This window comes from Ramlibacter sp., assembly GCA_019635435.1.
Taxonomy (GTDB): Bacteria; Pseudomonadota; Gammaproteobacteria; order Burkholderiales; family Burkholderiaceae_C; genus JAHBZM01.
The window spans coordinates 1577855-1602331 of record JAHBZM010000001.1 but is presented as its reverse complement, the minus strand read 5'-3'; the positions used below and the strand labels follow the sequence as shown (position 1 = coordinate 1602331).

The 24477-nt window shown below is 66.6% G+C and carries 24 protein-coding genes and 1 tRNA gene; 10 read left to right on the top strand and 15 right to left on the bottom strand.

Translation table 11 applies throughout. The annotated features are described in order from the left end of the window. The first annotated feature begins 49 nt into the window (after positions 1 to 49). From prfA to KF796_07675, 5 genes are all read left to right on the top strand, one after another. Complete coding sequence (gene prfA, locus KF796_07695) at positions 50 to 1135, top strand: peptide chain release factor 1 (protein ID MBX3586511.1); 1086 nt, start codon at positions 50 to 52, stop codon at positions 1133 to 1135. Positions 1136 to 1185: 50 nt separating this feature from the next. Next, positions 1186 to 2022 (top strand): peptide chain release factor N(5)-glutamine methyltransferase, encoded by an 837-nt coding sequence (gene prmC / locus KF796_07690; GenBank protein ID MBX3586510.1) that lies wholly within the window; start codon positions 1186 to 1188, stop codon positions 2020 to 2022. A gap of 23 nt (positions 2023 to 2045) precedes the next feature. Then, the gene (gene grxD / locus KF796_07685; protein ID MBX3586509.1) at positions 2046 to 2372 is read left to right on the top strand and encodes a Grx4 family monothiol glutaredoxin; all 327 of its coding nucleotides are present in this window, start codon (positions 2046 to 2048) and stop codon (positions 2370 to 2372) included. 111 nt (positions 2373 to 2483) lie between these two features. Further along, positions 2484 to 3491, top strand: a complete 1008-nt coding sequence (locus tag KF796_07680; protein ID MBX3586508.1) for an AAA family ATPase — start codon at positions 2484 to 2486, stop codon at positions 3489 to 3491. 88 nt (positions 3492 to 3579) lie between these two features. After that, entirely contained in the window at positions 3580 to 4887 is a 1308-nt protein-coding gene (locus KF796_07675; GenBank protein ID MBX3586507.1) for an HlyC/CorC family transporter, read from the top strand. Positions 4888 to 4891: 4 nt separating this feature from the next. Here the strand turns inward: KF796_07675 and KF796_07670 are convergent, their stop codons facing one another. The 11 genes from KF796_07670 to KF796_07620 all read right to left on the bottom strand — a co-directional run bounded on the left by KF796_07670 (position 4892) and on the right by KF796_07620 (position 17177). Then, positions 4892 to 6103: an amidohydrolase gene (locus tag KF796_07670; GenBank protein ID MBX3586506.1), complete on the bottom strand. Its 1212-nt coding sequence runs from the start codon at positions 6101 to 6103 to the stop codon at positions 4892 to 4894. A gap of 13 nt (positions 6104 to 6116) precedes the next feature. Next, on the bottom strand, positions 6117 to 7007 hold the full coding sequence (locus KF796_07665) for an N-formylglutamate amidohydrolase (GenBank protein ID MBX3586505.1): 891 nt from the start codon (positions 7005 to 7007) through the stop codon (positions 6117 to 6119). Further along, the gene (locus KF796_07660) at positions 7004 to 8056 is read right to left on the bottom strand and encodes an ATP-binding cassette domain-containing protein (protein MBX3586504.1); all 1053 of its coding nucleotides are present in this window, start codon (positions 8054 to 8056) and stop codon (positions 7004 to 7006) included. Before KF796_07660 ends, KF796_07665 begins: the two co-directional genes overlap by 4 nt. A 9-nt stretch (positions 8057 to 8065) precedes the next feature. Then, complete coding sequence (locus KF796_07655) at positions 8066 to 9040, bottom strand: ABC transporter ATP-binding protein (protein ID MBX3586503.1); 975 nt, start codon at positions 9038 to 9040, stop codon at positions 8066 to 8068. A gap of 39 nt (positions 9041 to 9079) precedes the next feature. Next, positions 9080 to 10012: an ABC transporter permease gene (locus KF796_07650; GenBank protein ID MBX3586502.1), complete on the bottom strand. Its 933-nt coding sequence runs from the start codon at positions 10010 to 10012 to the stop codon at positions 9080 to 9082. Next, on the bottom strand, positions 10009 to 10986 hold the full coding sequence (locus tag KF796_07645; protein ID MBX3586501.1) for an ABC transporter permease: 978 nt from the start codon (positions 10984 to 10986) through the stop codon (positions 10009 to 10011). Before KF796_07645 ends, KF796_07650 begins: the two co-directional genes overlap by 4 nt. Before the next feature lie 53 nt (positions 10987 to 11039). Then, complete coding sequence (locus tag KF796_07640; GenBank protein ID MBX3586500.1) at positions 11040 to 12506, bottom strand: ABC transporter substrate-binding protein; 1467 nt, start codon at positions 12504 to 12506, stop codon at positions 11040 to 11042. 330 nt (positions 12507 to 12836) lie between these two features. Then, on the bottom strand, positions 12837 to 13826 hold the full coding sequence (locus tag KF796_07635; protein ID MBX3586499.1) for a tripartite tricarboxylate transporter substrate binding protein: 990 nt from the start codon (positions 13824 to 13826) through the stop codon (positions 12837 to 12839). Between the two features lie 70 nt (positions 13827 to 13896). Then, the gene (locus KF796_07630) at positions 13897 to 14793 is read right to left on the bottom strand and encodes a LysR family transcriptional regulator (GenBank protein MBX3586498.1); all 897 of its coding nucleotides are present in this window, start codon (positions 14791 to 14793) and stop codon (positions 13897 to 13899) included. Between the two features lie 21 nt (positions 14794 to 14814). After that, entirely contained in the window at positions 14815 to 15435 is a 621-nt protein-coding gene (locus KF796_07625) for a lytic transglycosylase domain-containing protein (GenBank protein MBX3586497.1), read from the bottom strand. Beyond that, positions 15432 to 17177, bottom strand: a complete 1746-nt coding sequence (locus KF796_07620; protein ID MBX3586496.1) for a proline--tRNA ligase — start codon at positions 17175 to 17177, stop codon at positions 15432 to 15434. Before KF796_07620 ends, KF796_07625 begins: the two co-directional genes overlap by 4 nt. A 92-nt stretch (positions 17178 to 17269) precedes the next feature. Here KF796_07620 and KF796_07615 point away from each other — a divergent pair, with 92 nt between their 5' ends. Beyond that, entirely contained in the window at positions 17270 to 17926 is a 657-nt protein-coding gene (locus KF796_07615) for an RNA pyrophosphohydrolase (protein MBX3586495.1), read from the top strand. Continuing rightward, positions 17913 to 18413 carry a CNP1-like family protein gene (locus KF796_07610; GenBank protein ID MBX3586494.1) on the top strand — a complete coding sequence of 167 codons (501 nt, stop codon included), beginning with the start codon at positions 17913 to 17915 and terminating at the stop codon, positions 18411 to 18413. Before KF796_07615 ends, KF796_07610 begins: the two co-directional genes overlap by 14 nt. Here KF796_07610 and KF796_07605 read toward each other — a convergent pair. The 4 genes from KF796_07605 to rplU form a co-directional block, all read right to left on the bottom strand. After that, positions 18410 to 19546 (bottom strand): glutamate 5-kinase, encoded by a 1137-nt coding sequence (locus tag KF796_07605; protein ID MBX3586493.1) that lies wholly within the window; start codon positions 19544 to 19546, stop codon positions 18410 to 18412. The genes KF796_07610 and KF796_07605 overlap by 4 nt on opposite strands. A 56-nt stretch (positions 19547 to 19602) precedes the next feature. Next, complete coding sequence (obgE, locus tag KF796_07600; protein MBX3586492.1) at positions 19603 to 20679, bottom strand: GTPase ObgE; 1077 nt, start codon at positions 20677 to 20679, stop codon at positions 19603 to 19605. Positions 20680 to 20760: 81 nt separating this feature from the next. Further along, complete coding sequence (rpmA, locus tag KF796_07595; GenBank protein MBX3586491.1) at positions 20761 to 21018, bottom strand: 50S ribosomal protein L27; 258 nt, start codon at positions 21016 to 21018, stop codon at positions 20761 to 20763. Positions 21019 to 21030: 12 nt separating this feature from the next. After that, a complete protein-coding gene (gene rplU / locus KF796_07590; GenBank protein ID MBX3586490.1) occupies positions 21031 to 21342 on the bottom strand; it encodes a 50S ribosomal protein L21 in 312 nt (103 codons plus the stop codon). Positions 21343 to 21492: 150 nt separating this feature from the next. Between rplU and KF796_07585 the strand changes: the two genes are divergently transcribed. From KF796_07585 to pilB, 3 genes are all read left to right on the top strand, one after another. After that, complete coding sequence (locus KF796_07585; GenBank protein ID MBX3586489.1) at positions 21493 to 22476, top strand: polyprenyl synthetase family protein; 984 nt, start codon at positions 21493 to 21495, stop codon at positions 22474 to 22476. A 38-nt stretch (positions 22477 to 22514) separates the two neighbouring features. Then, positions 22515 to 22591 (top strand) — tRNA-Pro (locus tag KF796_07580). Between the two features lie 128 nt (positions 22592 to 22719). Continuing rightward, on the top strand, positions 22720 to 24456 hold the full coding sequence (pilB, locus tag KF796_07575; GenBank protein ID MBX3586488.1) for a type IV-A pilus assembly ATPase PilB: 1737 nt from the start codon (positions 22720 to 22722) through the stop codon (positions 24454 to 24456). Positions 24457 to 24477 lie beyond the last annotated feature (21 nt).

Genomic DNA, 24477 nt, shown 5'->3' with positions numbered 1-24477 from the left:
CCAGAATCCCGAGCCAGCAAGCCAGGAAGCCTTGCCCCCAAAGACCCCCATGAAACCCTTTCTCCGCCAGCAACTCGACCGCTACCCCGTGCGCCTGCAGGAGCTCGATTTCTTCCTCCAGCAGCCCGAGGTGGTCAACGACATGACGCGCTTTCGCGCGCTCACGCGCGAGCACGCCGAGGTCAGCGAGGTGGCGGGCCGCTTCAAGGCCTTCCTGCAGCGCGAGGCCGACCTGGCCGGCGCCCGCGAAATGCTGGACGACCCCGACATGGCCGAGATGGCGCAAGAGGAAATTGCCAGCGCCGAAGCCGAGCTGATCAGCCTGGAAGACGAGCTGCAGCGGCTGCTGCTGCCCAAGGACCCGGACGATGTGCGCAACACCTTTCTGGAAATCCGCGCCGGCACCGGCGGCGACGAGTCGGCGCTGTTCGCGGGCGACCTGCTGCGCATGTACACGCGCTACGCCGAGCGCCAGGGCTGGCGCTGCGAGGTGGTGAGCGAGAGCGTGGGCGAGGTCGGCGGCTACAAGGAAGTGGTGATCCGCGTGGTGGGCGATGCCTGCTACGGCAAGCTCAAGTTCGAGTCCGGCGGCCACCGCGTGCAGCGCGTGCCCGCCACCGAGACCCAGGGCCGCATCCACACCAGCGCCTGCACCGTGGCCGCCCTGCCCGAGCCCGACGAGGCCACGGCCGTGCAGATCAACCCCGCCGACCTGCGCATTGACACCTACCGCGCCAGCGGCGCGGGCGGCCAGCACATCAACAAGACCGACTCGGCCGTGCGCGTGACCCACCTGCCCACCGGCATCGTGGCCGAATGCCAGGACGACCGCAGCCAGCACCGCAACAAGGCCAAGGCGCTGCAGGTGCTGCAGGCCCGCATCCAGGAAAAGGAGCGCAGCGAGCGCGCCGCCAAAGAGGCCGCCACGCGCAAGGGCCTGATCGGCAGCGGTGACCGCAGCGACCGCATCCGCACCTACAACTTCCCGCAGGGCCGGTTGACCGACCACCGCATCAACCTCACGCTGTACAAGCTGGCCTTCATCATGGAGGGCGAGCTGGACGAGGTGATCGACGCGCTGCTGCTGGCGCGCAAGGCCGAACAGCTTGAAGAACTCGAATTCAGCGCCGCTTGAGGCTCCAAAATGCCTGGAGTCCAGACGGGGCGGCCACTTCGTGCTAGCAAATGAATAGCAAAACCATTGCCAGCGCCTGGCGCGACGCCGCCTCCGGCGGGCTGGACCGGCTGGACGCGCAGATCCTGCTGCTGCACGCGCTGGGGCGCGACAGCCAGGACCGCGCCTGGCTGCTGGCCCATGACGCAGACACCCTCCCGGGCCCTGCCGCCCAGGCGTTCGAGGCGCTTTGCCGGCGGCGCGCCGAGGGCGAGCCTGTGGCTTATCTCACGGGAAGGCGGGAATTTTTTGGCCTGCGGCTGCAGGTGGACGCGCGCGTGCTTGACCCGCGGTCCGACACCGAGACCCTGGTCGAATGGGCGCTGGCCCTGCCCGGCTTGCCCGACGCGGCCCGCGTGATCGACCTGGGCACGGGCAGCGGCGCCATTGCACTGGCGCTCAAGTCGCAACGCCCGCGCTGGGCCGTGAGCGCGCTGGATGCCAGCGCCGATGCGCTGGCCGTGGCGCGCGCCAACGCGCAGCGGCTGGCGCTGGCCGTGGATTTCGCGGCCGGCCACTGGTTGCGGGGCCGGCCCGGACCCTATGACCTGATCGTTTCCAACCCGCCCTACGTGGCCAGCGCCGACCCGCACCTGGCCGCGCTGCGCCACGAGCCGCTGCAGGCACTGGCCTCGGGCCCCGACGGGCTGGATGACCTGCGCGCCATCGTGGCCCAGGCGCCGGCCTGCCTGGCCCCCGGCGGCTGGCTGCTGCTGGAGCATGGCCACGACCAGGCCGGTGCCGTGCGCGACCTGCTGGCGCGGCAGGGCTTCACGGCGGTGGCCAGCCGCAAGGACCTCGCGGGCATTGAGCGCTGTTCAGGCGCGCAATGGCCTGAAAAGGGATAATTGGACGATTGAAGGACACCACCATGAGCGACACCCAGCAACGCATCGACCAACTCGTCAAGAACAGCGACATCGTGCTGTTCATGAAGGGCAACGCCAGCTTTCCCATGTGCGGCTTCTCGGGCCGCGCCATCCAGATCCTCAAGGCCTGTGGCGTGGACACCCGGGCCGTGACCACGGTCAACGTGCTGGACGACCCCGAGATCCGCCAGGGCATCAAGGAATACAGCAACTGGCCCACCATCCCGCAGCTCTACGTCAAGGGCGAATTCGTCGGCGGCTCGGACATCATGATGGAGATGTACGAGAACGGCGAACTGCAGCAGGTGCTGGGCGGCCAGCCGGGCTGAGCTGCGCCAGCCCCGGCACTGTCGCGCATCACCGACAGTGCCCTCACTCCCGATTGAACACTGGCACGGCTTATGCTGGAATGAACCCGTGTTCTTCGCAAGGAGTGATCGATGGAATCCCGCAGTCTCGTTCCACAGTCTTCTTCCTTCCAGCTGCCCATCGCCAAGGTGCGCAGCGTGTTCCGCACGCAGGATGTGGAGCGCAAGCTGGCCAAGATCAATGATGCCGGCAACCAGCGTGAATACGAGTCCCTGCGCAGCACCTACGAGCGCATGCTCGAGCGCGGCCCCGACCGCTTCCAGGTCAAGCCCAGCGGCGTGCCCGACATGGCCGCGCTGTACGACCAGCTGCCCAACTTCACGGAGCCACTGGACGACGTCAAGCGCCATGTGGCGCTGAGCCAGGACAGCCGCGACGGCCTGGTGGTCACGCCCATGCTGCTGCTGGGGCCGCCCGGCATTGGCAAGACCCACTTTGCACGCCAGCTCGCCGCGCTGCTGGGCACCGGCATGAACCTCGTGCCCATGAGCTCCATGACCGCGGGCTGGCTGCTGTCGGGCTCGTCGTCGCAATGGAAAGGCGCCAAGCCCGGCAAGGTGTTTGAAGCGCTGGTCGACGGCCAGTACGCCAACCCCGTGATGGTGGTCGATGAAGTCGACAAGGCCAGCGCCGACGCCCAGTACGACCCCCTGGGCGCGCTGTATGGCCTGCTGGAGCACGACAGCGCGCTGGACTTCATGGACGAATTCGCCGAGGTGGCGATTGACGCGAGCCAGGTGATCTGGATCCTCACCGCCAACGACGGCCGCGCCATCCCCGAGCCCATCCTCAACCGCATGAATGTGTACGAGGTGCAGCCGCCCAACCCCGAGGCGGCGCGGCGCATCGCGCGCCAGCTCTACCAGTCCATCCGGTCCGAGCACGGCTGGGGCGAACGGTTCGCGCCCGAGCCGCAGGCCGATGTGCTCGACAGCCTGGCCGAACTGGCCCCGCGCGACATGCGCCGCGCGCTCATGACCGGCTTTGGCAATGCGCGGCTGGATGGCCGCGACGAGGTCCAGCCCGACGACCTGCCCCGCCCCGGCGCGCAGAAAAACCGCATCGGCTTCATGCAGTAGCGCCGCCCACGCGGCCCGTCGGGGCAAGTCGGCGGACTCGGCAGCAACGCGGCCCGCCACGGCAGGGCCCCGCTACACTTGACCTCGCATGAACCTGGTCGAAAGCCTGATCCTTGTCGCGCTGCTCATCGGCGTGAGCGCGTTCTTCTCGCTGGCCGAAATTTCGCTGGCGGCTTCGCGCCGCCTGCGCCTGCGCCAGCTCGCGGACGAGGGCGAGCCGCGCGCCGAAAAGGTGCTGCTCGCGCAGGAGCAGCCGGGCCATTACTTCACCGTGGTGCAGATCGGCCTGAACGCCGTGGCCATCCTGGGCGGCATCGTGGGTGAAGGCGCCTGGAGCCCCTACTTCACCCGGCTGTTTGCCCTGTGGCTCTCGCCCACGGCGGCGGTGACCGCGGGGTTCATGGCCTCGTTCGTGGCCACCATCTCCCTGTTCCTGGTGTTTGCCGACCTGTTCCCCAAGCGGCTGGGCATGAACGACCCCGAGCGCACGGCCATCCGGCTGGTCACGCCCATGCTGTGGCTCATGGTGGTGCTCAAGCCCGTGGTGTGGCTGTTCAGCAAGAGCACCGACGGCCTGTTCCGGCTGTTTGGCCTGCCGGCGCAGCGCGAGGACAAGGTCACCTCGGCCGACATCCTGGCCCTGACCGAGGCCGGCGCGCAGGCCGGCGTGCTGCAGCGGCGCGAGCAGCAGGTGATTGCCAACCTGTTCGAGCTGGACACCCGCGTGGTCTCCAGCGCCATGACGCCGCGTGAGCGCATTGCCTGGTTCAGCCGAGACGACCCCGAGGCCGTGGTGCGCGCGCGCATCGCGGCCGAGCCGTTCTCGACCTACCCCGTGTGCAACGGCGTGATCGACGATGTGGTGGGCTATGTGGACGCGAAAGACCTGTTCCAGCGCCTGCTCAACAAGCAGCCGCTGGCGCTGACCGACGAGACCCTGGTGCACAAGGCCCTGATCGTGCCCGACCGGCTGAGCCTGGCCGAGGTGCTGGAGCAGTTCCGCCAGGTGCAGGACGACTTTGCCGTGATCGTCAACGAATACAGCCTGGTGGTGGGCGTGGTCACGCTCAACGACCTGATGAGCACGGTCATGGGCGAGCTGGTGTCCACGCCCGACGAGGAACAGATCGTGCGGCGCGACGAGAGCTCCTGGCTGATCGACGGCGTCACGCCCATCCAGGACGTGCTGCGCGCCCTGCACATCGACGCCCTGCCGCACGAGGAAGAATACGAGACCCTGGCCGGCTTCCTGATGGTGATGCTGCGCCGCGTGCCCCGGCGCACCGACAGCGTCACCTGGGCCGGCTACAAGTTCGAGGTGATGGACGTGGACAGCTACCGCATCGACCAGGTGCTGGTCACCCGCGCCACCACGCCCGCTGAAGGCACGGCCTGAAAGCCTATTTCGCGAAGAACGCGCCCACCAGCTTGACCCAGTAGCTCGCCCCGATGGGCAGCAGCGCGTCGTTGAAGTCGTAGTTGGGGTTGTGCAGCTCGCAAGGGCCCATGCCAACGTACTTGTCGTCGCGGTGGGCGCCTTCGCCATTGCCCATGAAGAGGTAGCAGCCCGGCACTTTCTCCAGGTAGAACGAGAAGTCCTCGGCACCACCGTGCTGCGGTGTGTTGCCGTCCACATGGTCGGCGCCAAAGGCGTCCTGCGCCACCTTCATCGCAAAGTCGGTCTGCGCGTCCCAGTTCACCAGGGGCGGGTAGGCGCGGTGGAACTTGAGCTCGCCGCTGCCCCCGTGCACCTGGGGCAGCATCTCGGCCACGCGGCGCATGTTGGATTCGATCTCGTCCAGCACCTGGGTGCTGAAGGTGCGCACGGTGCCGCGGATCACGGTTTCGCCGGGCAGCACGTTGTAGGCATCGCCGGCGTGGATCTGGGTGATGCTGAGCACGGCCACGTCAATCGGGTTCTTGTGGCGCGAGATCAGCGTCTGCAGCACGCCCACCATCTCGGCCGCGATCACGATGGTGTCCACCGACTTGTGCGGCTGCGCCGCGTGGCCACCGGTGCCGCGCACAAAGATGTCAAAGCGGTTGCTCGACGCCATGGTCGGCCCCTTGCGAAAGCCGAAGTGGCCCACGTCAAAGCCCGGCATGTTGTGGATGCCGTAGATCTCGTCGCAGGGAAACCTGTCGAACAGGCCATCTTCGATCATGGCCCGGGCGCCGGCATTGCCGCCCTCCTCGGCCGGCTGGAAGATGAAGTTGACGATGCCGTCAAAGTCGCGGTGCGCCGCCAGGTACTTGGCCGCGCCGAGCAGCATGGCGGTGTGGCCGTCATGGCCGCAGCCGTGCATGCGTCCGGGGTTCTTCGAGGCGTGGGCAAAGCGGTTGTGTTCGGGCATGGGCAGGGCGTCCATGTCGGCGCGCAGGCCGATCGAACGGGGCTTGCCAGTGGTGCCCGTGCGGGTGCCGCGCAACACGCCCACCACCCCGGTCTGGCCCAGGCCCCGGTGCACCTCGATGCCCCAGGCGGCCAGCCGGTCGGCCACCACGTCGGAGGTGCGGTTTTCCTGGAAAGCCAGCTCGGGGTGCGCGTGGATGTCGCGGCGCAGCGCAGTGAATTCTTCGTGGGTGGCTTCGATTTCGGCAATCAGGCTCATGGGGTGTCCGGGCTCAGGGGTTGATCTGGGTTTTGACGTAGGCGGCAATTTCAGCAGAAACACCGGCCAGCGCGCTTTGCAGGGCGCCAAAGCCCGCGCTGCGCGCACGGGTCTGCTCGTCCATGTACAGGCCGCGGTGCAGTTCCACCTGCAGGCTGTGGCGGCGCTCGGCGGGCCGGCCCAGGCGGGCAATCAGCGCCACGCCCTTGAAGGGGTCGTTGAGCGCCACGCTGAAGCCGCGCTGGCGGAAGGCCTGGGCCACCATGGCCGTGAACTCCGGCGCCGCTGTGGTGCCGTCCCGGTCACCCAGCACCACGTCGGCCAGGGGGTGGTCGCTGCGGATCTGCAGGCCTTCGTACGAGTTGGCCGGCATGGAATGCAGGTTCAGGTGCCAGACCGCGCCGAAGCGGGCGTAGGCGGCCTCGATCTGCTCGCGCATGGCTGCGTGGTAGGGCGCGTGGTAGCGGCTAATGCGGGCCTGCACTTCAGCCACGCCCAGCTTGCGGGCATAGATGGGGTCCTTTCCGCCCTTGCCAGCGTCGCGCCAGATCAGGCCGATGCCCAGGCGCGTCTTCTCGCTGGGCGCCAGGGGGGTGGGCCACGGTGCGTCGAGCAGGCCGGGGTCGATGTCTTCCACGTCGCGGTTGGGGTCCACATAGGCCCGCGGGAAGTTGGCCGCCAGCAGCGTGGCGCCCACCGAGGGCAGGGCCTCCCAGAGCACGTGCACGTCGGTGTCTTCGCCCGAGCGCAGCTTGTCAAACGGCAGCGCGTAGCCAAAGTCGTCGGGGTACAGGGTGCCGCTGTGCGGCGAGTCGCAGACCAGCGGCAAGGCATCGCCTTCAGGCAGGCGCAGCGCAAACGGGGCAAATGGGGTGGAAATGCTCGGCAGGACGGGATCGGTCATGGGTTGGGATGGGCGGCCGGCGGCGCGGCGTCGTTGAGGTGGCAGGCGCTGGCATGGCCCGTGGCCAGCGTGCGCAGCACGGGCAGCTCGGTCTGGCAGCGCGGCATGGCCTGCGGGCAGCGCGGGTGAAAAGCACAGCCCGAGGGCGGGCGCAAGGGCGACGGCAGTTCGCCCTTGATGGGCTGGTAGTCGCGCCGCTGGGTGTCCAGCGTGGGCAGCTCCGACAGCAGGGCCTGCGTGTAGGGGTGGTTGGGCCGGCTGAAGATGACTTCAGTGGGCGCGACCTCGACCACCCGGCCCAGGTACATGATGACCACGCGGTCCGAGATATGCCCCACCACGCCCAGGTTGTGGCTGATGAACAGGTAGGTCAGCGCGTGGCTGCGGCGCAGTTCCAGGAACAGGTTGAGCACCTGGGCCTGGATGGACACGTCCAGCGCGGCCACGGCTTCATCGCACACGATGAGCTCGGGCTTGAGTGCCAGCGCGCGCGCGATGCCAATGCGTTGGCGCTGGCCGCCCGAAAACTGGTGCGGGTAGCGCTGGCCGTAGTCCGGGTCCAGGCCCACCTGGCGCATCAGGTCGGCCACGTAGTCGGCCTGGCCTGAGGCGGGCACCAGGCCATGCACCACGGGCGCCTCGCCAATGATGTCGAGCACCCGCATGCGCGGGTTGAGCGAGGCCATGGGGTTCTGGAAGATCATCTGCACGCCCAGCCCGTAGGCCCGGCGCTCGGCCGTGCCCATGTCGCTGACGCGGCGCCCCTTGTAGCTCACCTCGCCGGCCGAGGGCGGGTTGATGCCCGCGATCACGCGGCCCAGCGTCGACTTGCCACAGCCCGACTCGCCGACCACGCCAATGACTTCGCCGGCCTGGATGTCCAGGTCCACGCCAGACACGGCCTGGACGACGGCCGGGGCGTTGTGGGCGCCCAGCAGGTTGGCGATCTTGCCCGCCAGGTCCACGGGTTGGACAAAGCGCTTGTCAATGCCGCGCAGCTGCAGCAGCGGCGCGCCAGAGGGGGTTTGAGGATTCACGGAAGCATCCATGCGGGTCATTCAGGCGAGGGCGTGCCAGCAGCGCACGGTCTTGTCACGCGCCACGGCTTGCGGCTGCGGCACGTTCAGGCAGGCGTCGGTGGCGTAACCGCAGCGGGGCCTGAAGGCACAGCCCTGGGGGAGCTGGAGCAGGGACGGCGTCATGCCGGGGATCTGCCGCAGCAGGCTGCCATGCGTGGCGCGGGTGGGAATGGAATTGATCAGGCCCTGGGTGTAGGGGTGCGAGGGGCGGTGCACCACATCGGCCGTTGCGCCGCTTTCGACAATGCGCCCGGCATACATGACCGCAATGCGGTCGGCCAGGCCCGACACCACGGCCAGGTCGTGGGTGATCCAGATCATGGCGGTGCCGGTTTCGCGGCAGAGCTTTTGCACTTCATGAAGGATCTGCGCCTGGATGGTCACGTCCAGCGCCGTGGTGGGTTCGTCGGCAATGATCAGCTTGGGCTTGTTGAGCAACGCGATCGCAATGGCCACGCGCTGGCGCATGCCGCCCGACAGCTGGTGCGGATAGGCCAGCAGGCGCTCGGCGGGCGACGGGATGCCCACCATGGCCAGCGCGTCATGCGCGCGGGCACGCGCCGCGGCGGGGCTGACCTTTTCGTGGGCGTGGATGGCTTCGACCATCTGCGTGTCGACCCGCAGCACGGGATTGAGCGTCATCATCGGGTCCTGGAAGATCATGGCGATCTCCTTGCCCCGCAGCTGCTGCAGCCTGGACTCGGTGGCCGCGGCCAGGTCTTCGCCCAGGTAGCGGATGTGGCCGCCCACGATGCGGCCCGGCGCATCGATCAGGCCGATCACGGAAAAGCCCGTGATGCTCTTGCCCGAGCCCGATTCACCGACCAGGCCCAGGATTTCGCCGGCGGCCACTTGAAGGTCCACGCCATCCACAGCCTTCACCACGCCGCCGTGCGTGAAGAAATGGGTTTGCAGGCCCTGCACCTGCAGGACGGGCTCGCCGTGGGACGCCATGGCCGACACGGCGGAAAAGTTCTGCGATTCGTCCATCGGTCAGTGTGCGTTGTGCGGGTTGAGAATGTCGCGCAGGTGGTCGCCCACCAGGTTGATGCCCACGATGGCCAGCGCCAGCGCAATCCCCGGGAAGAACGAGATCCAGTAATGGCCCGACAGCATGAACTCGAAGCCGTTGGCAATGAGCATGCCCAGAGATGGTTCCGTCACCGGCACGCCCACGCCCAAGAATGACAGTGTCGATTCGAGCGCAATGGCGTGCGCCAGGTCGATGGTGGCGATCACGATCAGCGGCGGCAGGCAGTTGGGCAGCATGTGGCGCAGCAGGATGCGCGGCGACCCCAGGGCCATGCACTGCGCTGCTTCCACGTATTCCTTGGCGCGCTCCACCAGCGCGGCGCCGCGGGCGGCCCGCGCAAAATAGGCCCACTGCACGATGATCAGGGCGATGATGACCTTGTCCACGCCCTTGCCCAGGATGGCCAGCAGGATCAGCGCCACCAGGATGGCCGGGAACGACAGCTGGATGTCCACGATGCGCATCAGCAGCGCGTCAACCCAGCCGCCAAAGTAGGCGGCGGCCAGCCCCACGATGCTGCCAATGGCCAGCGCGGCCAACACCGAGATGCCGCCCACCATCAGGCTGGTGCGCAGGCCATAGAAGATGGCCGAGAGCAGGTCGCGCGCCTGGCTGTCAGTGCCCAGCCAGTAGGTCATGGTGCCGGCGGCGTCCTTGCTGCCGGGCGGCAGCTTGGAGTCGAAGATGTCGAGCTTGCCGATGTCGTAGGGGTTCTGCGGCGAGATCCACGGCGCGAACAGCGCCACGCCCAGGGCCAGCAGCAGCAGCACCAGGCCGGCCATGGCCAGCTTGTTGGCCACGAACTCGCGGCGCAGGCGCTGCCACGGGGTTTCAGGCGGGGGCAGCGGCGCCAGGTCGGCCGGCGTCACGGGGGTTGCGAGGGTATCGTTCATGCCTTGGCTGCCTGCAGGCGCACGCGCGGGTCGAGCACCGAATAAACAATGTCGGTCACCAGATTGAGCATGACCAGAAAGAACACGATCAGGATCAGGTAGGCCACGACCACGGGCCGGTCCAGCGTGATGATGGAATCGAGCAGCAGCTTGCCCATGCCGGGCCACGCGAAGATGGTTTCGGTCACCACCGCGAACGCCACCACCTGGCCAAACTCCAGCCCGAACACCGTGACGATGGGAATCAGGATGTTCTTGAGCAGGTGCACGCGCAGGATGCGGCTCCAGGCCAGGCCCTTGGCGCGCGCGAACTTGATGTAGTCCATGGGCAACGCCTCGCGCGTGGCCGCGCGGGTCACGCGGATGATCAGCGCCGCCTTGGCCAGCGCGATGGTGCAGGCCGGCAGGATGAGGCGGCGCCAGCCGTCCAGCGTGAGCACGCTCAAGTCCAGCGGGCCCAGCATCACGGTCTTGCCGCGTCCGCTGGCGGGCACCCAGCCCAGGTACACGGCGAACACCATGATGAGCATCAGCCCGACCCAGAAATTGGGCAGCGAGAAACCCAGCACCGAGCCCGTCATGATGCCCCGCGTGCTCAGGGCCTGCGGCTTGAGCCCGGCCCAGATGCCCAGCGGCACGCCGACCAGGCCGGCGAGCAGCATCGAGACCACGGCCAGTTCCAGCGTGGCCGGCATGCGCTCAAGAATCAGGCCCATGGCCGACTGGCCAGTGAGAAAGCTCTTGCCAAAATCCAGCCGCACGGCATGCGACATGAAGATGGCGTACTGCTCCCACAGCGGCTTGTCGAGACCGAAATTGGCGCGGATGGCGTCGCGCTCCAGCTCCGTGGCCTCGGGGCTGGCCATCATGGACACCGGATCGCCCACCACATAGAGACCAACGAACACCAGGCCCGACATGACGGCCATGACCAGCAGGGCCTGAAGCAGGCGGCGAATGATGAAAGCAAGCATGGGAAAGGAGGCGCCCGCCGCCGCAGCGGCGGGCAAGGTTGAAGGGCCGCGGGTTACTTGGCCACGGTGGCGTACTGCACCATGGTTTGCTGGTCAGCACGGCCCTTGAAGCTGATGCCCTTCTTCATGGCCCAGACCGAATGCTCGAAATGGACGGGCAGCATGGCGAAATCAGCCATCGCCACTTCACTGGCCTTGGCCAGGGTGGCGGCGCGCTGGGCGTCATCCATCTGGCTGGCGGACTCTTCCACCAGCTTGTCCATGGCGGGGTTGGAGTAGCGGCTGCGGTTGGTCGTGCCCTGCCCTTTTTCCTTGTTGGGCGTGACCAGCAGGGAGTTCAGCGTGTTGGACATCTCGCCCGTGGCGGTGCCCCAGCCAGCCATGTAGGCGCTGTAGGAATAGGCATCGCGGTTCTTGAAGAACACCGCCGGTGCGTTGGAGTCGATGGTGGTCTTGACCCCCACGCGCGTCCACATCGCGGCCAGCGTCTGCGCGACCTTGCTGTCGTTGATGTAGCGGCCATTGGGCGCGCCCAGCACCATGGTGAAGCCATCGGGGTAGCCGGCCTCCTTGAGCAGGGCCTTGGCCTTGTCGGGGTTGGCCTTGGCGGCCGTCACCAGGTTCTTGCTGGCGCCAAACATGGGGTACGGCAGCAGCTGCGCGGCGGGCGTGCCCACGCCGCCCATGATGCGGGCCACCAGCGCCTGGCGGTCAATGGCCAGCGACAGCGCCTCGCGCACCCGCTTGTCCAGCAGCGGGTTCTTGCCGTTGGTGCCCTGGATGCCCGGGGTTGTCTCGCCATGCTGGTCCAGCGCGACGTAGATGACGCGGTTGGAGGCCTTGGTTTCGACCGTGAGCTTGGGGTCTTTTTGCAGGCGTTCCAGGTCATCGGTGGGTGGGTCTTCCACCAGGTCCACATCGCCGGCCAGCAAGGCGGCCACGCGCGCCGCCGGGTTGCTGATGGGGCGGTAGATGACCTTGTCCCAGGCGGGCGCCGGGCCCCAGTAGTGCGGGTTGCGCTCGAAGATGATCTCGCTGCCGCGCTTCCAGGACACAAAGCGGTAGGGGCCGGCACCGACCAGGCCGTTGCCCGAATTCAGTTCGGTGGTGGTCTTGCCTTCAGCCGCCGGGCCGGCAGCGGCCTTGGCCGACATGATGGGCAGGCCCACCATGTTGACGGCCAGCAGGGGATAGGGCTCGGATGTGGTGATGCGCACGGTGAGCGGGTCCACGGCCTCCACCTTCTCGACCTTTTGCAGGTAAACCTTGAATGACGAGGGGCTGTTGGGCACCTTGGCCACCCGGTCGAGCGTGAACACGACGTCCGCTGACGTGAGCGCCGAGCCATCGGAGAACTTCACATTGGGGCGCAGCTTGAAGGTCCAGGTCTTGCCGTTGGCGCTCCAGGACTCGGCCAGGCAGGGCTTGATGGCCAGGTCGGCATCGGCGCAGACCAGGCCCTCAAACAGCGTTTGCGACAGCTGGATGTTGGGCGTCAGCGCGTGGTATTGCGGGTCCATCGATGTGGGCTCGGTCTTGAGCGCCACCACCAGGTCGCGCGCAAAGGCCGCGGGCGCGAAAGCAGCTGCCGCCGCCACCGCGGTGGTCACGAACCATCGATTCACAAAACGGCGACTGGCAAAGTTGACTGGCATGCGGGTTTCTCCTGAAGAAATTGACTTGATGACGGAATGCAGCATTGACGCGAACGGACAGCGGGAGTCTGGAATTCTGGTTTTGTAATTTGCAAGAAGCGCGCCAAGAGGGAGCTGGAACGGGACAGGATAGCGACGGCAAGCGCCCCGGACACCGGGACTAACCCGTTGAGACCTTAGCTTGCCAACGCGCGCTCAGAAGCCCGAGCCGGTGGCCACCGCCTTGGTCACCACCTTGCGCACGCGCTGGGTCTCGCTGCGGATGAAAGCCGTCAGTGCGGCCGGCGTGCCTCCTTCGTTGGAGATGCCGGCCTTCTGAAGCTTCTGCCAGGTCTGCGGGTCCCGCAGGCTGTCGTTGAGTTCCTTGTTCAGCCGCGACACGATGGCGGGCGGCAAGCCGGCCGGCCCGAACAGTGCAAACCACACGTTCATGTCATAGCCCTTGAGTTTCGGGTTCTCTGCCAGGGCCGGCACGCCGGGCGCGGTCAGGCTGCGCGCGGGGGTGGTGAGCCCCAGCGGCACCAGGCGGCCGGCTTCAATGTGGGGCAATGCCGATGACAGGGTCATGACGCTGAACTGCACCTTGTCGGTGGCCAGGTCGTCCACCATCTGGCCCGCGCCGTTGGTGGGCACGTGCCTGAGGTTGATGCCCGCGGTGAGGTTGATCAGCTCGCCCGCCACGTGCAGGGGCGTGCCCACGCCCGAGGAGTTGAAGCGCAATTTGTTGGGCTCCTTCCTGGCACGGGCCAGGGCGTCCTCGACCGTGTGAATCCCCGTCTTGGGACTGGTCAGGAACACCATGGGGGTCACGCCGATCATTCCGACCGGCGACAGGTCGGTCTCGCCGTTGTAGCGGATGGCGGTGTTGAAGAGCCTGGCGATGGACACTTCGCTGCCAGTGCCCAGAAGCAGCGTGTAGCCGTCGGCCGGCGCCTTCACGACCTTCTGGGCGCCCAGGGTGCCGCTGGCGCCCCCGATGTTCTCCACCACCACCGGTGTACCAAGGCGAAGCGCAAGTGGCTGCGCCACCGCGCGCGCCACGAGGTCCACGCTGCCGCCGGCGGGATAGCCGACCACCAGCGTGATCGGCCTGGCGCCTGGCCAGGCCTGCGCCATCGCGCCGGTGGCGAGCAGCATGCCCAGGGGGATGCACAGGAGGCGAGAGATCGAAAAGTATCCAGACATGGCGTGCTCCAAACGAATGACCGGAGTCTAGGAACACGCCCACTGAATGGCATGCGCAACGCGCATGCGGCTATGCGATCTGGCTGGCCGCCCAGAGCTTGCGCGCAAGTTCGCTGCGCGGTTCGCGGGGCCGGTACAGCCGGATTTCAAACCGGAACTGCGAGCCGGGAAAGTCGGACGGGAGCAGCCGCCCGTCGCGAATGTCGCCCCCCACCAGGCGGCGCGGCAGCCAGGCCACACCGGCGCCGCGCAGGGCCTGCTCATGAAGAAAGTCGGCAAAGTCGGACTCGACGACCGTTCGCAGATGCAGGTCCCCCGCGAGGCGGGACAGCCCATCCTGCAGGATCTGGTTCAGGGCCAGCGAGGGCGCGTAGCCCAGCAGCCGCACCGGCTTGCCCGGCGTACCCGGCAAGACATGCAGGGGCGTTCCGTCGGCCCGCGGCGCGCTGACCGCCACCAGTTCGTCGTGCCCGATGGTTGCGCCTTCGAAACGCCTGTCGTCCAGCACCAGCGGCAATCGGGGGTGCGCAAATGACAGCAGAAAATCGGCGCCGCCCTGATCGAGCGCCAGGACCCCGTCATGCACGGAGCCCGTCAACATGCGCAGCCGGAATTCGCCGGCCGCTTTTTTCATGGTCGCCAGCCATTCCGGCACCGCCGTCCTCGCGAGGGACCGGCCCGTGGCCAGGGTGACACCATCCAGTTCGCCCCGGGCGTGGTGAATGCGGGCCCGCGCATCACTCAGGGCCTCCACCACGCGACGCGCCACGGGCAGGAACTCCTTGCCGGCTTCTGTCAGCTCCAGAGGCATGCCCGCGCGGTTGACCAGGTCCGCACCCGCCCAGAGCTCCAGCGCCCGGATGCGGCGCGAGAACTGCGGCTGCGTGACGTGGCGCAGCTCGGCCGCCCGGGAAAAGCTGCGCTCGCTGGCCATGGCCACGAAGTCTTCCAGCCATTTGTGGTCCATGTCAGTGCCTCCAGGCGCGCCTCAGGGCTGCGGGAAAATCCACTGCCGGCGGGCGCCAAGCACCGCGTCGGGATAAGGCGACTTGCCGCGGCTGCCGTTGTAGCGGCCCAGCGCCATGAACAGGTCGCCACGCTCGCGGTCCAGGTAATGGCGCATGATGACGCAGCCAAACCTCAGGTTGGCCTGCATGTGGAACAGCACCCCGGCATCGCCATCGCCGATCACCCGCGTCCAGAACGGCATCACCTGCATGTAGCCGCGCGCGCCCGCGCTGCTGACGGCGTATTTGCGGAAGCCGCTTTCCACCTGGATCAACCCGAGCACCAGCGCGGTTTCCAGGCCCGAGCGCTTGCTCTCGTACCAGACCGTCTGCAGGAATTCCTTGCGCATGTGCCATTCGGGCATGCGCCGTTTGAGCCGGGTGCTGGTCACGCCCAGCCAGCGCAGGTAGGCCAGCCTGGAATCGGTGTCGGGGAACTCGGGCACGGGGGGCGCCTGGTTCGCGATGGCCGAACTCAGCGCGCTGCGCACCGAGTCCGCAAGCGGCTCCTCAACCTGGTTGCCGGCACTCGACTGCTTTGAAAAAGATAGCAGTCCAAGGCCGCCAGGCAAGGACAACAGGCACTTTCGTCTTGAAATCACGGCTTGAGCCGGTCCTTCAGGTGGTCCAGCACGGCAGCGGCGTCCAGCTTGGTGGCCGCGGCATCCCGCCGGTGCTGGTATTCGACCTGCCCCTCCTTGAGGCCGCGGTCGGACAGCACCACGCGGTGCGGCACGCCAATCAGTTCCCAGTCGGCGAACATGGCGCCGGGGCGTTCGCCGCGGTCGTCCAGCATCACGTCCACGCCGCTGGCCAGCAGGTCGGCATACAGCTTTTCGGCCGCGGCCCTGACCTCGGCGCTGCGGTCCATGCCGATCGGGCAGATCACCACGGTGAACGGCGCAATGGCATCGGGCCAGATGATGCCGCGCTCGTCGTGGTTCTGCTCGATGGCCGCGGCGGGCAGGCGCGTGATACCGATGCCGTAGCAACCCATCTCGAGGAACTGGGGCTTGCCGTTCTCGTCGAGGAAGGTGGCGTTCATGGCCTTGCTGTACTTGGTGCCCAGGTAGAACACATGGCCCACCTCGATGCCGCGTTCGATGGCGAGCACGCCCTTGCCATCGGGCGAGGCGTCGCCCTCGACGATGTTGCGCAGGTCGGCCACCACGTCGGGCTCGGGCAGGTCACGGCCCCAGTTGACGCCGGTGATGTGGGCGTCTTCCTCGTTGGCGCCGCAGATCCAGTCGGCCATCACGGCCACGTCGCGGTCGGCCACGATTTTCAGGGGCTGCGTCAGGCCCACGGGGCCCAGGTAACCCGGGCGCGTGCCAAAGTGCGCCTCGATTTCGGGCAGGCTGGCAAAGCGGAAGCCGTTGTCCAGCCCCGGCACCTTGCCCACCTTGATCTCGTTCATGTCGTGGTCGCCGCGCACCAGCAGCAGCCAGACCTGGCTCTTGAGGATTTCACCCTTGTCATTGGTTTCGTCGGTGGCGAGCACCAGCGACTTGACCGTGCTTTGCAGCGGCACCTTGAGCAGATCGGCCACGTCGGCGCAGGTGCTCTTGCCGGGTGTGGGCACCCGGGCCATGGGCTGGCTGGCCGGGGGGCGGGCCTGCTGCGGCGCCAGCGCCTCGGCCTTTTCCATGTTGGCGGCGTAGTCGCTGTCGGGGCAGTAGACGATGGCGTCCTCGCCGGTGGCGGCGATCACCTGGAATTCTTCCGACAGGTCGCCCCCGATGGCGCCGCTGTCGGCGGCCACGGCGCGGTAGCGCAGGCCAAAGCGGTCGAAGATGGCGCGGTAGGCCGTGGCCATGACCTGGTAGCTGGCCTTGGCGGTGGCCACGTCACGGTCAAAGCTGTAGGCGTCCTTCATGATGAACTCGCGGCTGCGCATAACGCCAAAGCGCGGGCGCCGCTCGTCGCGGAACTTGGTCTGGATGTGGTACAGGTTTTTGGGCAGCTGCTTGTAGCTGCGCAGTTCCTGGCGTGCGATGTCGGTCACCACCTCTTCGCTGGTGGGCTGGATGATGAAGTCGCGGTCATGCCGGTCCTTGACCCGCATGAGCTCGGGGCCCATCTTGTCCCAGCGCCCGGTTTCCTGCCAGAGCTCGGCCGGCTGGACCACGGGCATGAGCAGTTCCACGGCGCCAGCGCGGTTCATCTCCTCGCGCACGATGGCCTCGACCTTGCGGACCACCCGCAGGCCCATGGGCATGTAGCTGTAGATGCCGGCGCCCAGCTTCTTGATCAGGCCGGCGCGCATCATGAGCCGGTGGCTGACCACCTCGGCGTCGGCGGGGGCTTCCTTGAGGGTGGAAATGAAGAACTGTGATGCTTTCATCAGGCGGGCATGGAAAGGGTTGGGGCCGAGCCCCTTGCCCCGCGCGTACCGGCGTGCATAATGAACTCAGTTTAAGAATTTGAGGTTTGATTATGCTTGACCGGGACGGCTTTCGGCCGAACGTCGGCATCATCCTGCTCAACCAGAAAAACCAGGTGTTCTGGGGCAAGCGCATACGCACCCACAGCTGGCAGTTCCCGCAGGGCGGCATTGACCGGGGCGAGAATCCCGAACAGGCCATGTTCAGGGAACTGCACGAAGAAGTGGGGCTCCTGCCGGAGCACGTGCGCATCATCGCCCGCACCCGCGACTGGTTGCGTTACGAGGTGCCAGACCGGTACATCCGCCGCGATGCGCGCGGACACTACAAGGGCCAGAAACAGATTTGGTACCTGTTGCAGCTGACCGGCCACGACTGGAACCTGAACCTGCGCGCCACCAACCACCCCGAGTTCGACGCCTGGCGCTGGAACGAGTACTGGGTGCCGCTGGACGTGGTGGTGGAGTTCAAGCGGGGGGTCTATGAAATGGCCCTGACCGAGCTCGCGCGCTACCTGCCGCGCCACGACCACCGCAACCGCTACCTGCGCAGCGGCATCCGCACCCGCGAGCATGACGCGCCCGAGGGCTCCCCGGAACATGGCGGGCGCGGCCCGGCCTTTGAACTGCCCCCGGGCGGCACCTTTGAACCCGACCCGCAGACCGGGCAGAACCCCGATCCGCAAGAGACCCGACATGCATCTTCGTAAATGGCTCGCCTGGAGCCTGGCCTTGGTGGCCACGGCCGCGGCCGCGCAACTCACGCCCGTCGACCCCGACTGGAAAGAGCTGGACGCCCCGCCGCCACCCGCATTTGACGTGGCGCGGCTGGTCCCGTTTGACGTCAACATCGGCTCGCAGCTCAAGTTTGGCGTGGACCCGGCCACCATCCAGATCGGCAGCGATGGCATCGTGCGCTATGTCATCGTGGCGCAAAGCAGCAGCGGCGTGATCAATGCCATGTACGAGGCCTTGCGCTGCGGCACCGGCGAAGTGCGCACCCTGGCGCGCTACAACGCCAGCGGCGGCTGGAGCGCCGCGGACCGGGCCGAATGGCGGTCCCTCTGGGCCAGCCAGCCGTCGAAACACTCGCTGATGTTCGCCAAGCAGGGCGGCTGTGTCGGCAACTCCCCGCCGCGCAGCGTGGCCCAGATCGTGCGCGACCTGAAGAACCAGGACTTCGAGAAGCTGCGCTAGCGCACGCGCACCAGGTTGTCGCGATGGACCATCTCGGGCTCGGCCACGTAGCCCAGCAGGCGCTCGAATTCAGCCGAGGGCTTGCGGCAGATCAGCCGGGCTTCTGAACTTGAATAGTTCGCCAGGCCGCGTGCGATTTCAGTCCCGGACTGCGCACGGATGGCGATCACGTCGCCGCGCGAGAACTCCCCCTCCACCGCCGTCATGCCAATGGGCAGCAGGCTCTTGCCTTCGTCGCGCACCTTGGCCACGGCGCCGTCGTCCACCACCACCGCACCGCGCAGCTGGAGGTGGTCGGCCATCCACTGCTTGCGGGCCTGCTGCTTCTGGGTCTGCGCCACCAGCAGGGTGCCAATGGCCTCGCCGCGCGTGAGCCGCAACAACGCATCGGGCTCGCGGCCCCAGGCGATCACGGTGGACGCGCCCGAGCCCGCGGCGCGCCTGGCGGCCAGGATCTTGGTGATCATGCCGCCGCGGCCCAGGCTGGAGCCGGCCCCGCCGGCCATGGCCTCCAGCGCCGGATCGCCGGCCTTGGCCTCGTGGACAAAGACGGCCTGCGGGTCCTTGCGCGGGTCGGCGCTGTACAGGCCTTTCTGGTCTGTCAGGATGACCAGGGCATCGGCCTCGACCAGGTTGGCCACCAGCGCGCCCAGGGTGTCGTTGTCACCGAACTTGATTTCGTCGTTGACCACGGTGTCGTTTTCATTGATGACCGGTACCACGCGCAGGCGCAGCAGGGTCAGCAGGGTCGAGCGGGCATTGAGGTAGCGCTCGCGGTCGGCCAGGTCGGCGTGCGTGAGCAGCACCTGCGCCGAGCGCAGGCCGTTTTCGCGCAGCTTGGTCTCGTACATCTGGGCCAGGCCCATCTGCCCGACCGCGGCCGCGGCCTGCAATTCATGGACTTCGTGCGGGCGCTTGGCCCAGCCCAGCCGCTTCATCCCCTCGGCAATCGCGCCGCTGGACACCATGATGACCTCGCGGCCCGACAGGGCCAGCGCGGCCAGCTGGCGGCACCACTCGCCAATGGCCGCCTCGTCCAGCCCGCGGCCTTCGTTGGTCACCAGGCTGGAGCCGACCTTGACCACGATGCGACGGGCGTCATGCAGCACGCTGTGAACTTCTTTTTGAGTCATTTTGGCCTGTAGTCCAGACAGGACGGGCACATCCCGCTATCTATTTTGTAGCAAACTCATTCCGTGGGGCCGCTGGCAAAGCGCGGATCCACATCCTCTTCCAGCTGCGGCTGTTCCTCGACCTGGCGCGCCGCGATGTGCTGGTAGATCGCCTTGATCAGCGGTTCGCAGCCCTCGCGCGTGAGCGCGGAAATCTCGAACAAGGGGCCCTTGTAGCGCATGCGCTTCACAAAGTCCTTGATCCTGGCCTCGCGCTCTTCGGCCGGCACCATGTCCAGCTTGTTGAGCACCAGCCAGCGCGGCTTCTTGTACAGCTCGGCGCTGTATTTCTTGAGCTCGGCGGCAATCGCCTTGGCCTGGGCCACCGGGTCCACCGTGGGGTCGAACGGCGCAAAGTCCACCAGATGCAGCAGCAGGCGCGTGCGCTGCAGATGCCGCAGGAACTGGTGCCCCAGCCCGGCGCCCTCGGACGCGCCTTCAATCAGGCCGGGAACGTCGGCCACCACAAAGCTTTGCTCCGGCCCCACGCGCACCACCCCGAGGTTGGGGTGCAGCGTGGTGAAGGGGTAGTCCGCAATCTTGGGGCGCGCATTGGAGATGGCCGAGATCAGCGTCGACTTGCCCGCGTTGGGCATGCCCAGCAGCCCCACGTCGGCGAGCACCTTGAGTTCCAGCTTCAGGCTGCGCTTCTCGCCGGGCCAGCCCGGCGTCTTCTGGCGCGGAGCGCGGTTGATCGCGCTCTTGAAGCGCATGTTGCCAAAACCGCCGTCACCGCCCTTGGCAATGGTGATGACCTCGCCAGGCGTCAGCAGTTCGAACAGCACCTCGCCCGTCTCCGCATCGGTCAGGATGGTGCCGACCGGCATCTTGAGCGTGATGTCGTCGCCCGCGGCGCCAAACATGTCGGAGCCCATGCCGTGCTGGCCGCGCTTGGCCTCGTGGCGCCGCGCAAAGCGGAAATCCACCAGGGTGTTCAAGGCCGGGTCGGCAACCGCATAGACATGGCCGCCACGCCCGCCGTCGCCGCCATTCGGGCCGCCGAACTCCTTGTACTTCTCATGGCGGAACGAGACGCAGCCGTTCCCCCCATCGCCGGCGGCGATGTCGATGTAGGCTTCGTCAACGAACTTCATGGTGATCGATTCTAGGGGTGGCCCAAACAAAAAAGCCCTGCGATTGCACCGCAGGGCCTCCGTACCGGAAAGCCTGAAGGCTTACGCCGGGGTCACATTGACCAGGTGCTTGTTCAGCGCGCCCTTGACCGAGAACGACACGTGGCCGTCCACCAGTGCAAACAGGGTGTGGTCCTTGCCCACGCCGACATTGGTGCCGGGGTGGAACTTGGTGCCGCGCTGGCGCACGATGATGGAGCCGGCGCTGATCAGCTCACCGCCAAACGCCTTCACACCGAGCATCTTGGGCTTGGAATCGCGCCCGTTTCGCGTAGAGCCGCCGCCTTTTTTCTGTGCCATTTCCGTGACTCCTTAGCCGGCAATCGCGCCGATTTGCAGTTCGGTGAACTGCTGGCGATGGCCCTGGCGTTTCTGGTAGTGCTTGCGACGGCGCATCTTGAAGATGCGAACCTTGTCGTGCTTGCCGTGAGCCACCACAGTGACTGTCACAGTTGCGCCGGACACCAGGGGGGTGCCAACCTTGATCTCGCTGCCGTTGCCGACGGCCAGAACCTGGTCGATCACGATCTCCTGGCCTACGTCCGCAGCAATCTGTTCTACTTTAATTTTTTCGCCGGAAGCAACGCGATACTGCTTGCCCCCGGTTTTTATGACCGCGTACATGTTGACCTCTTGAAATGAAGCTCCGCAGACGAATTTCCGCAGAGCCCAAGATTATAGCACCGTTTGCAGGCACTAACATTCCCGCCCCCCGCAGGGCCGCAGGGGCGGCTGCACGTTTCCTATAATCGCGGCTAATCAGCCTGCCGCCCCTTGTCTTCCCACTCCTCCAGCACCAGTGCCGCCCTCGCCCTCGTCGCCGACGACATGGCCGAGGTGGACCGTGTCATCGCCAACCGGCTCGATTCAAGCGTCCCGCTGGTCGGGGAAGTCTCGCGCTACATCATCTCGGCCGGCGGCAAACGCCTGCGCCCCGCCCTGCTGCTGCTGATCTGCGGCGCCCTGGGCTACCAGGGTGATCGCCGGTTCAGCCTGGCGGCTGTGGTCGAATTCATTCATACGGCCACCTTGCTGCATGACGATGTCGTCGATGACTCGACATTGCGTCGCGGCCGCGCCACAGCCAATGAAAGTTTTGGTAACCCGGCCAGCGTCCTGGTCGGCGATTTCCTGTACTCACGTGCCTTCCAGATGATGGTCGAGACGGGCGAAATGCGGGTGATGCAGATCCTGTCCGACGCCACCAACGTGATCGCCGAAGGCGAGGTTCTGCAATTGATGAACATGCACGACGCCAGCCTGGACGAGGCCGGCTACCTGCGCGTCATCCGCTCCAAGACGGCCAAGCTGTTCGAGGCCAGCGCGCGTCTGGGCGGGGTGCTCGCGGGCTGCCCACCCGACATGGAGCAGGTCTGCGCGGACTATGGCCAGGCATTGGGCACCGCCTTCCAGGTCATTGACGATGTGCTGGACTACGAAGGCAACGCCCTGGAGATGGGCAAGAACCTGGGTGACGACCTGCGCGAGGGCAAGGCCACGCTGCCCCTGATCGCCGCAATGCAGCGGGGCAGCGAGGCCCAGCGGGCCATGGTGCGTCATGCCATCGAGAACGGGGCCACGGCGCAGCTGGAACAGATCGTCAGCATCGTCCGCGAAACCGGTGCGATTGACATCACCCGGCAGGCCGCCGCCGCCGAAGCGCGCCGGGCCATCGCCGCTGCGCAGCGCCTGCCGGACAATTCATTCACGCGCGGTTTGCTACAATTAGCGGCTCAGCTTTTGGACCGCCGCTCCTGAGGAATCAACAGGGACCAGGCGGCCAAGCAGCAGCCAATCGGGGTGTAGCTTAGCCTGGTAGAGCGCTACGTTCGGGACGTAGAGGCCGGAGGTTCGAATCCTCTCACCCCGACCAGCATCCGCTGTTTCTTTTTGTCCGCATTGGCGACTGCTTCGCGGCGCCATTGCCCGCCTCTGATTTACAGCGGCCAGCCAATCGGCGATGATAGTCTGGATACCCCTTATCCAGGAACTTTGCCGGACATGGCCGCTGTAGATACTTCCGTCACCGAAACCCCGACCCTGGCCCTTCCCGGGCTCGCCCGCGCGCTCGTGTCCGCGGGCAAACTGGGCCAGAAGGCGGCCGAGGACCTTTACCGCAAGGCGCAGACCAACCGGACCAATTTCATTGCCGAGCTCACGGGCTCGGGCGCCGTCTCCGCCTCCGACCTGGCGCACAGCATGTCCGCCGCGTTCGGCGCGCCCCTGGTGGACCTCCAGGCCATTGACACGCAGCGCCTGCCCAAGAACCTGCTGGACACCAAGCTTTGCCAGGCCTACCGGGTGGTGGTGCTCAGCAAGCGCAGCAACCGGCTGATCGTGGCGACCGCGGACCCGTCGGATCAGGAAGCCGCGGAAAAGATCAAGTTCGCCACCCAGATGGGGGTGGACTGGATCATCGCCGAGTACGACAAGCTCTCCAAGATGGTCGAGGCCAACGCCACCACGGCCTCGGAGGCCATGGACAGCATCATCGGCGACGACTTCGAGTTCGACGAGTCGCAGATGGACTCGACCGGTGCCGAGGAGGCCGAGGCCAACACCTCCGAGGTTGAAGACGCGCCGGTCGTCAAGTTTCTTCACAAGATGCTGCTGGACGCGTTTGGCATGCGCGCGTCCGACCTTCATTTCGAGCCCTACGAGCACACCTACCGCGTCCGCTTCCGCATCGACGGCGAGTTGCGCGAAATCGCGTCCCCGCCCATTGCGATCAAGGACAAGCTGGCTTCGCGCATCAAGGTGATCTCGCGCATGGACATCTCCGAGAAGCGGATTCCCCAGGACGGACGGATGAAGCTCAAGGTCAGCGCCGACCGCGTCATCGATTTCCGGGTCAGTACCCTGCCGACCCTGTTCGGCGAGAAGATCGTGATCCGGATTCTTGACCCCAGCTCGGCGCGCCTGGGCATTGAAGCCCTGGGCTATGAGCCGGAAGAAAAGGAGCGCCTGCTCGCGGCCGTCCAGCGGCCCTACGGCATGGTGCTGGTCACCGGCCCCACGGGTTCGGGCAAGACGGTGTCGCTGTATACCTGCCTGAACCTGCTCAACAAGCCCGGCGTCAATATTTCCACGGCCGAGGATCCTTCGGAAATCAACATGCCTGGTGTCAACCAGGTCAATGTAAACGAGAAGGCGGGCCTGACCTTTGCCGCCGCGCTCAAGTCCTTCCTGCGCCAGGATCCGGACGTGATCATGGTCGGCGAAATCCGCGACCTCGAAACCGCCGACATCTCGATCAAGGCGGCCCAGACGGGCCACCTGGTCCTGTCCACGCTGCACACCAACGATGCGCCGACCACCCTCACGCGGATGCGCAACATGGGCATCGCGCCCTTCAACATTGCCTCCAGCGTGATCCTGATCACGGCCCAGCGTCTGGCCCGGCGCCTGTGCGTCAACTGCAAGGCCCCGGCCGACATCCCGCACGAGACCTTGCTGGAAGCCGGCTTCAAGGAAGAAGACGTTGATGGAACCTGGACGCCGTTCCGCCCGGTGGGCTGCTCGATGTGCAACAGCGGCTACAAGGGCCGCGTCGGCATCTACCAGGTGATGCCCATCAGCGAGGAAATCCAGCGCATCATCCTGCGCGACGGCAGTTCACTCGAGATCGCGGCGCAGGCGCAGGCCGAGGGGGTCCGCAGCCTGCGGCAATCAGGCTTGCACAAGGTCCGCATGGGCATGACCTCGCTCGAGGAAGTGCTGGGTTGCACCAACGAATAACAGACGGATTGCGCACAGCAA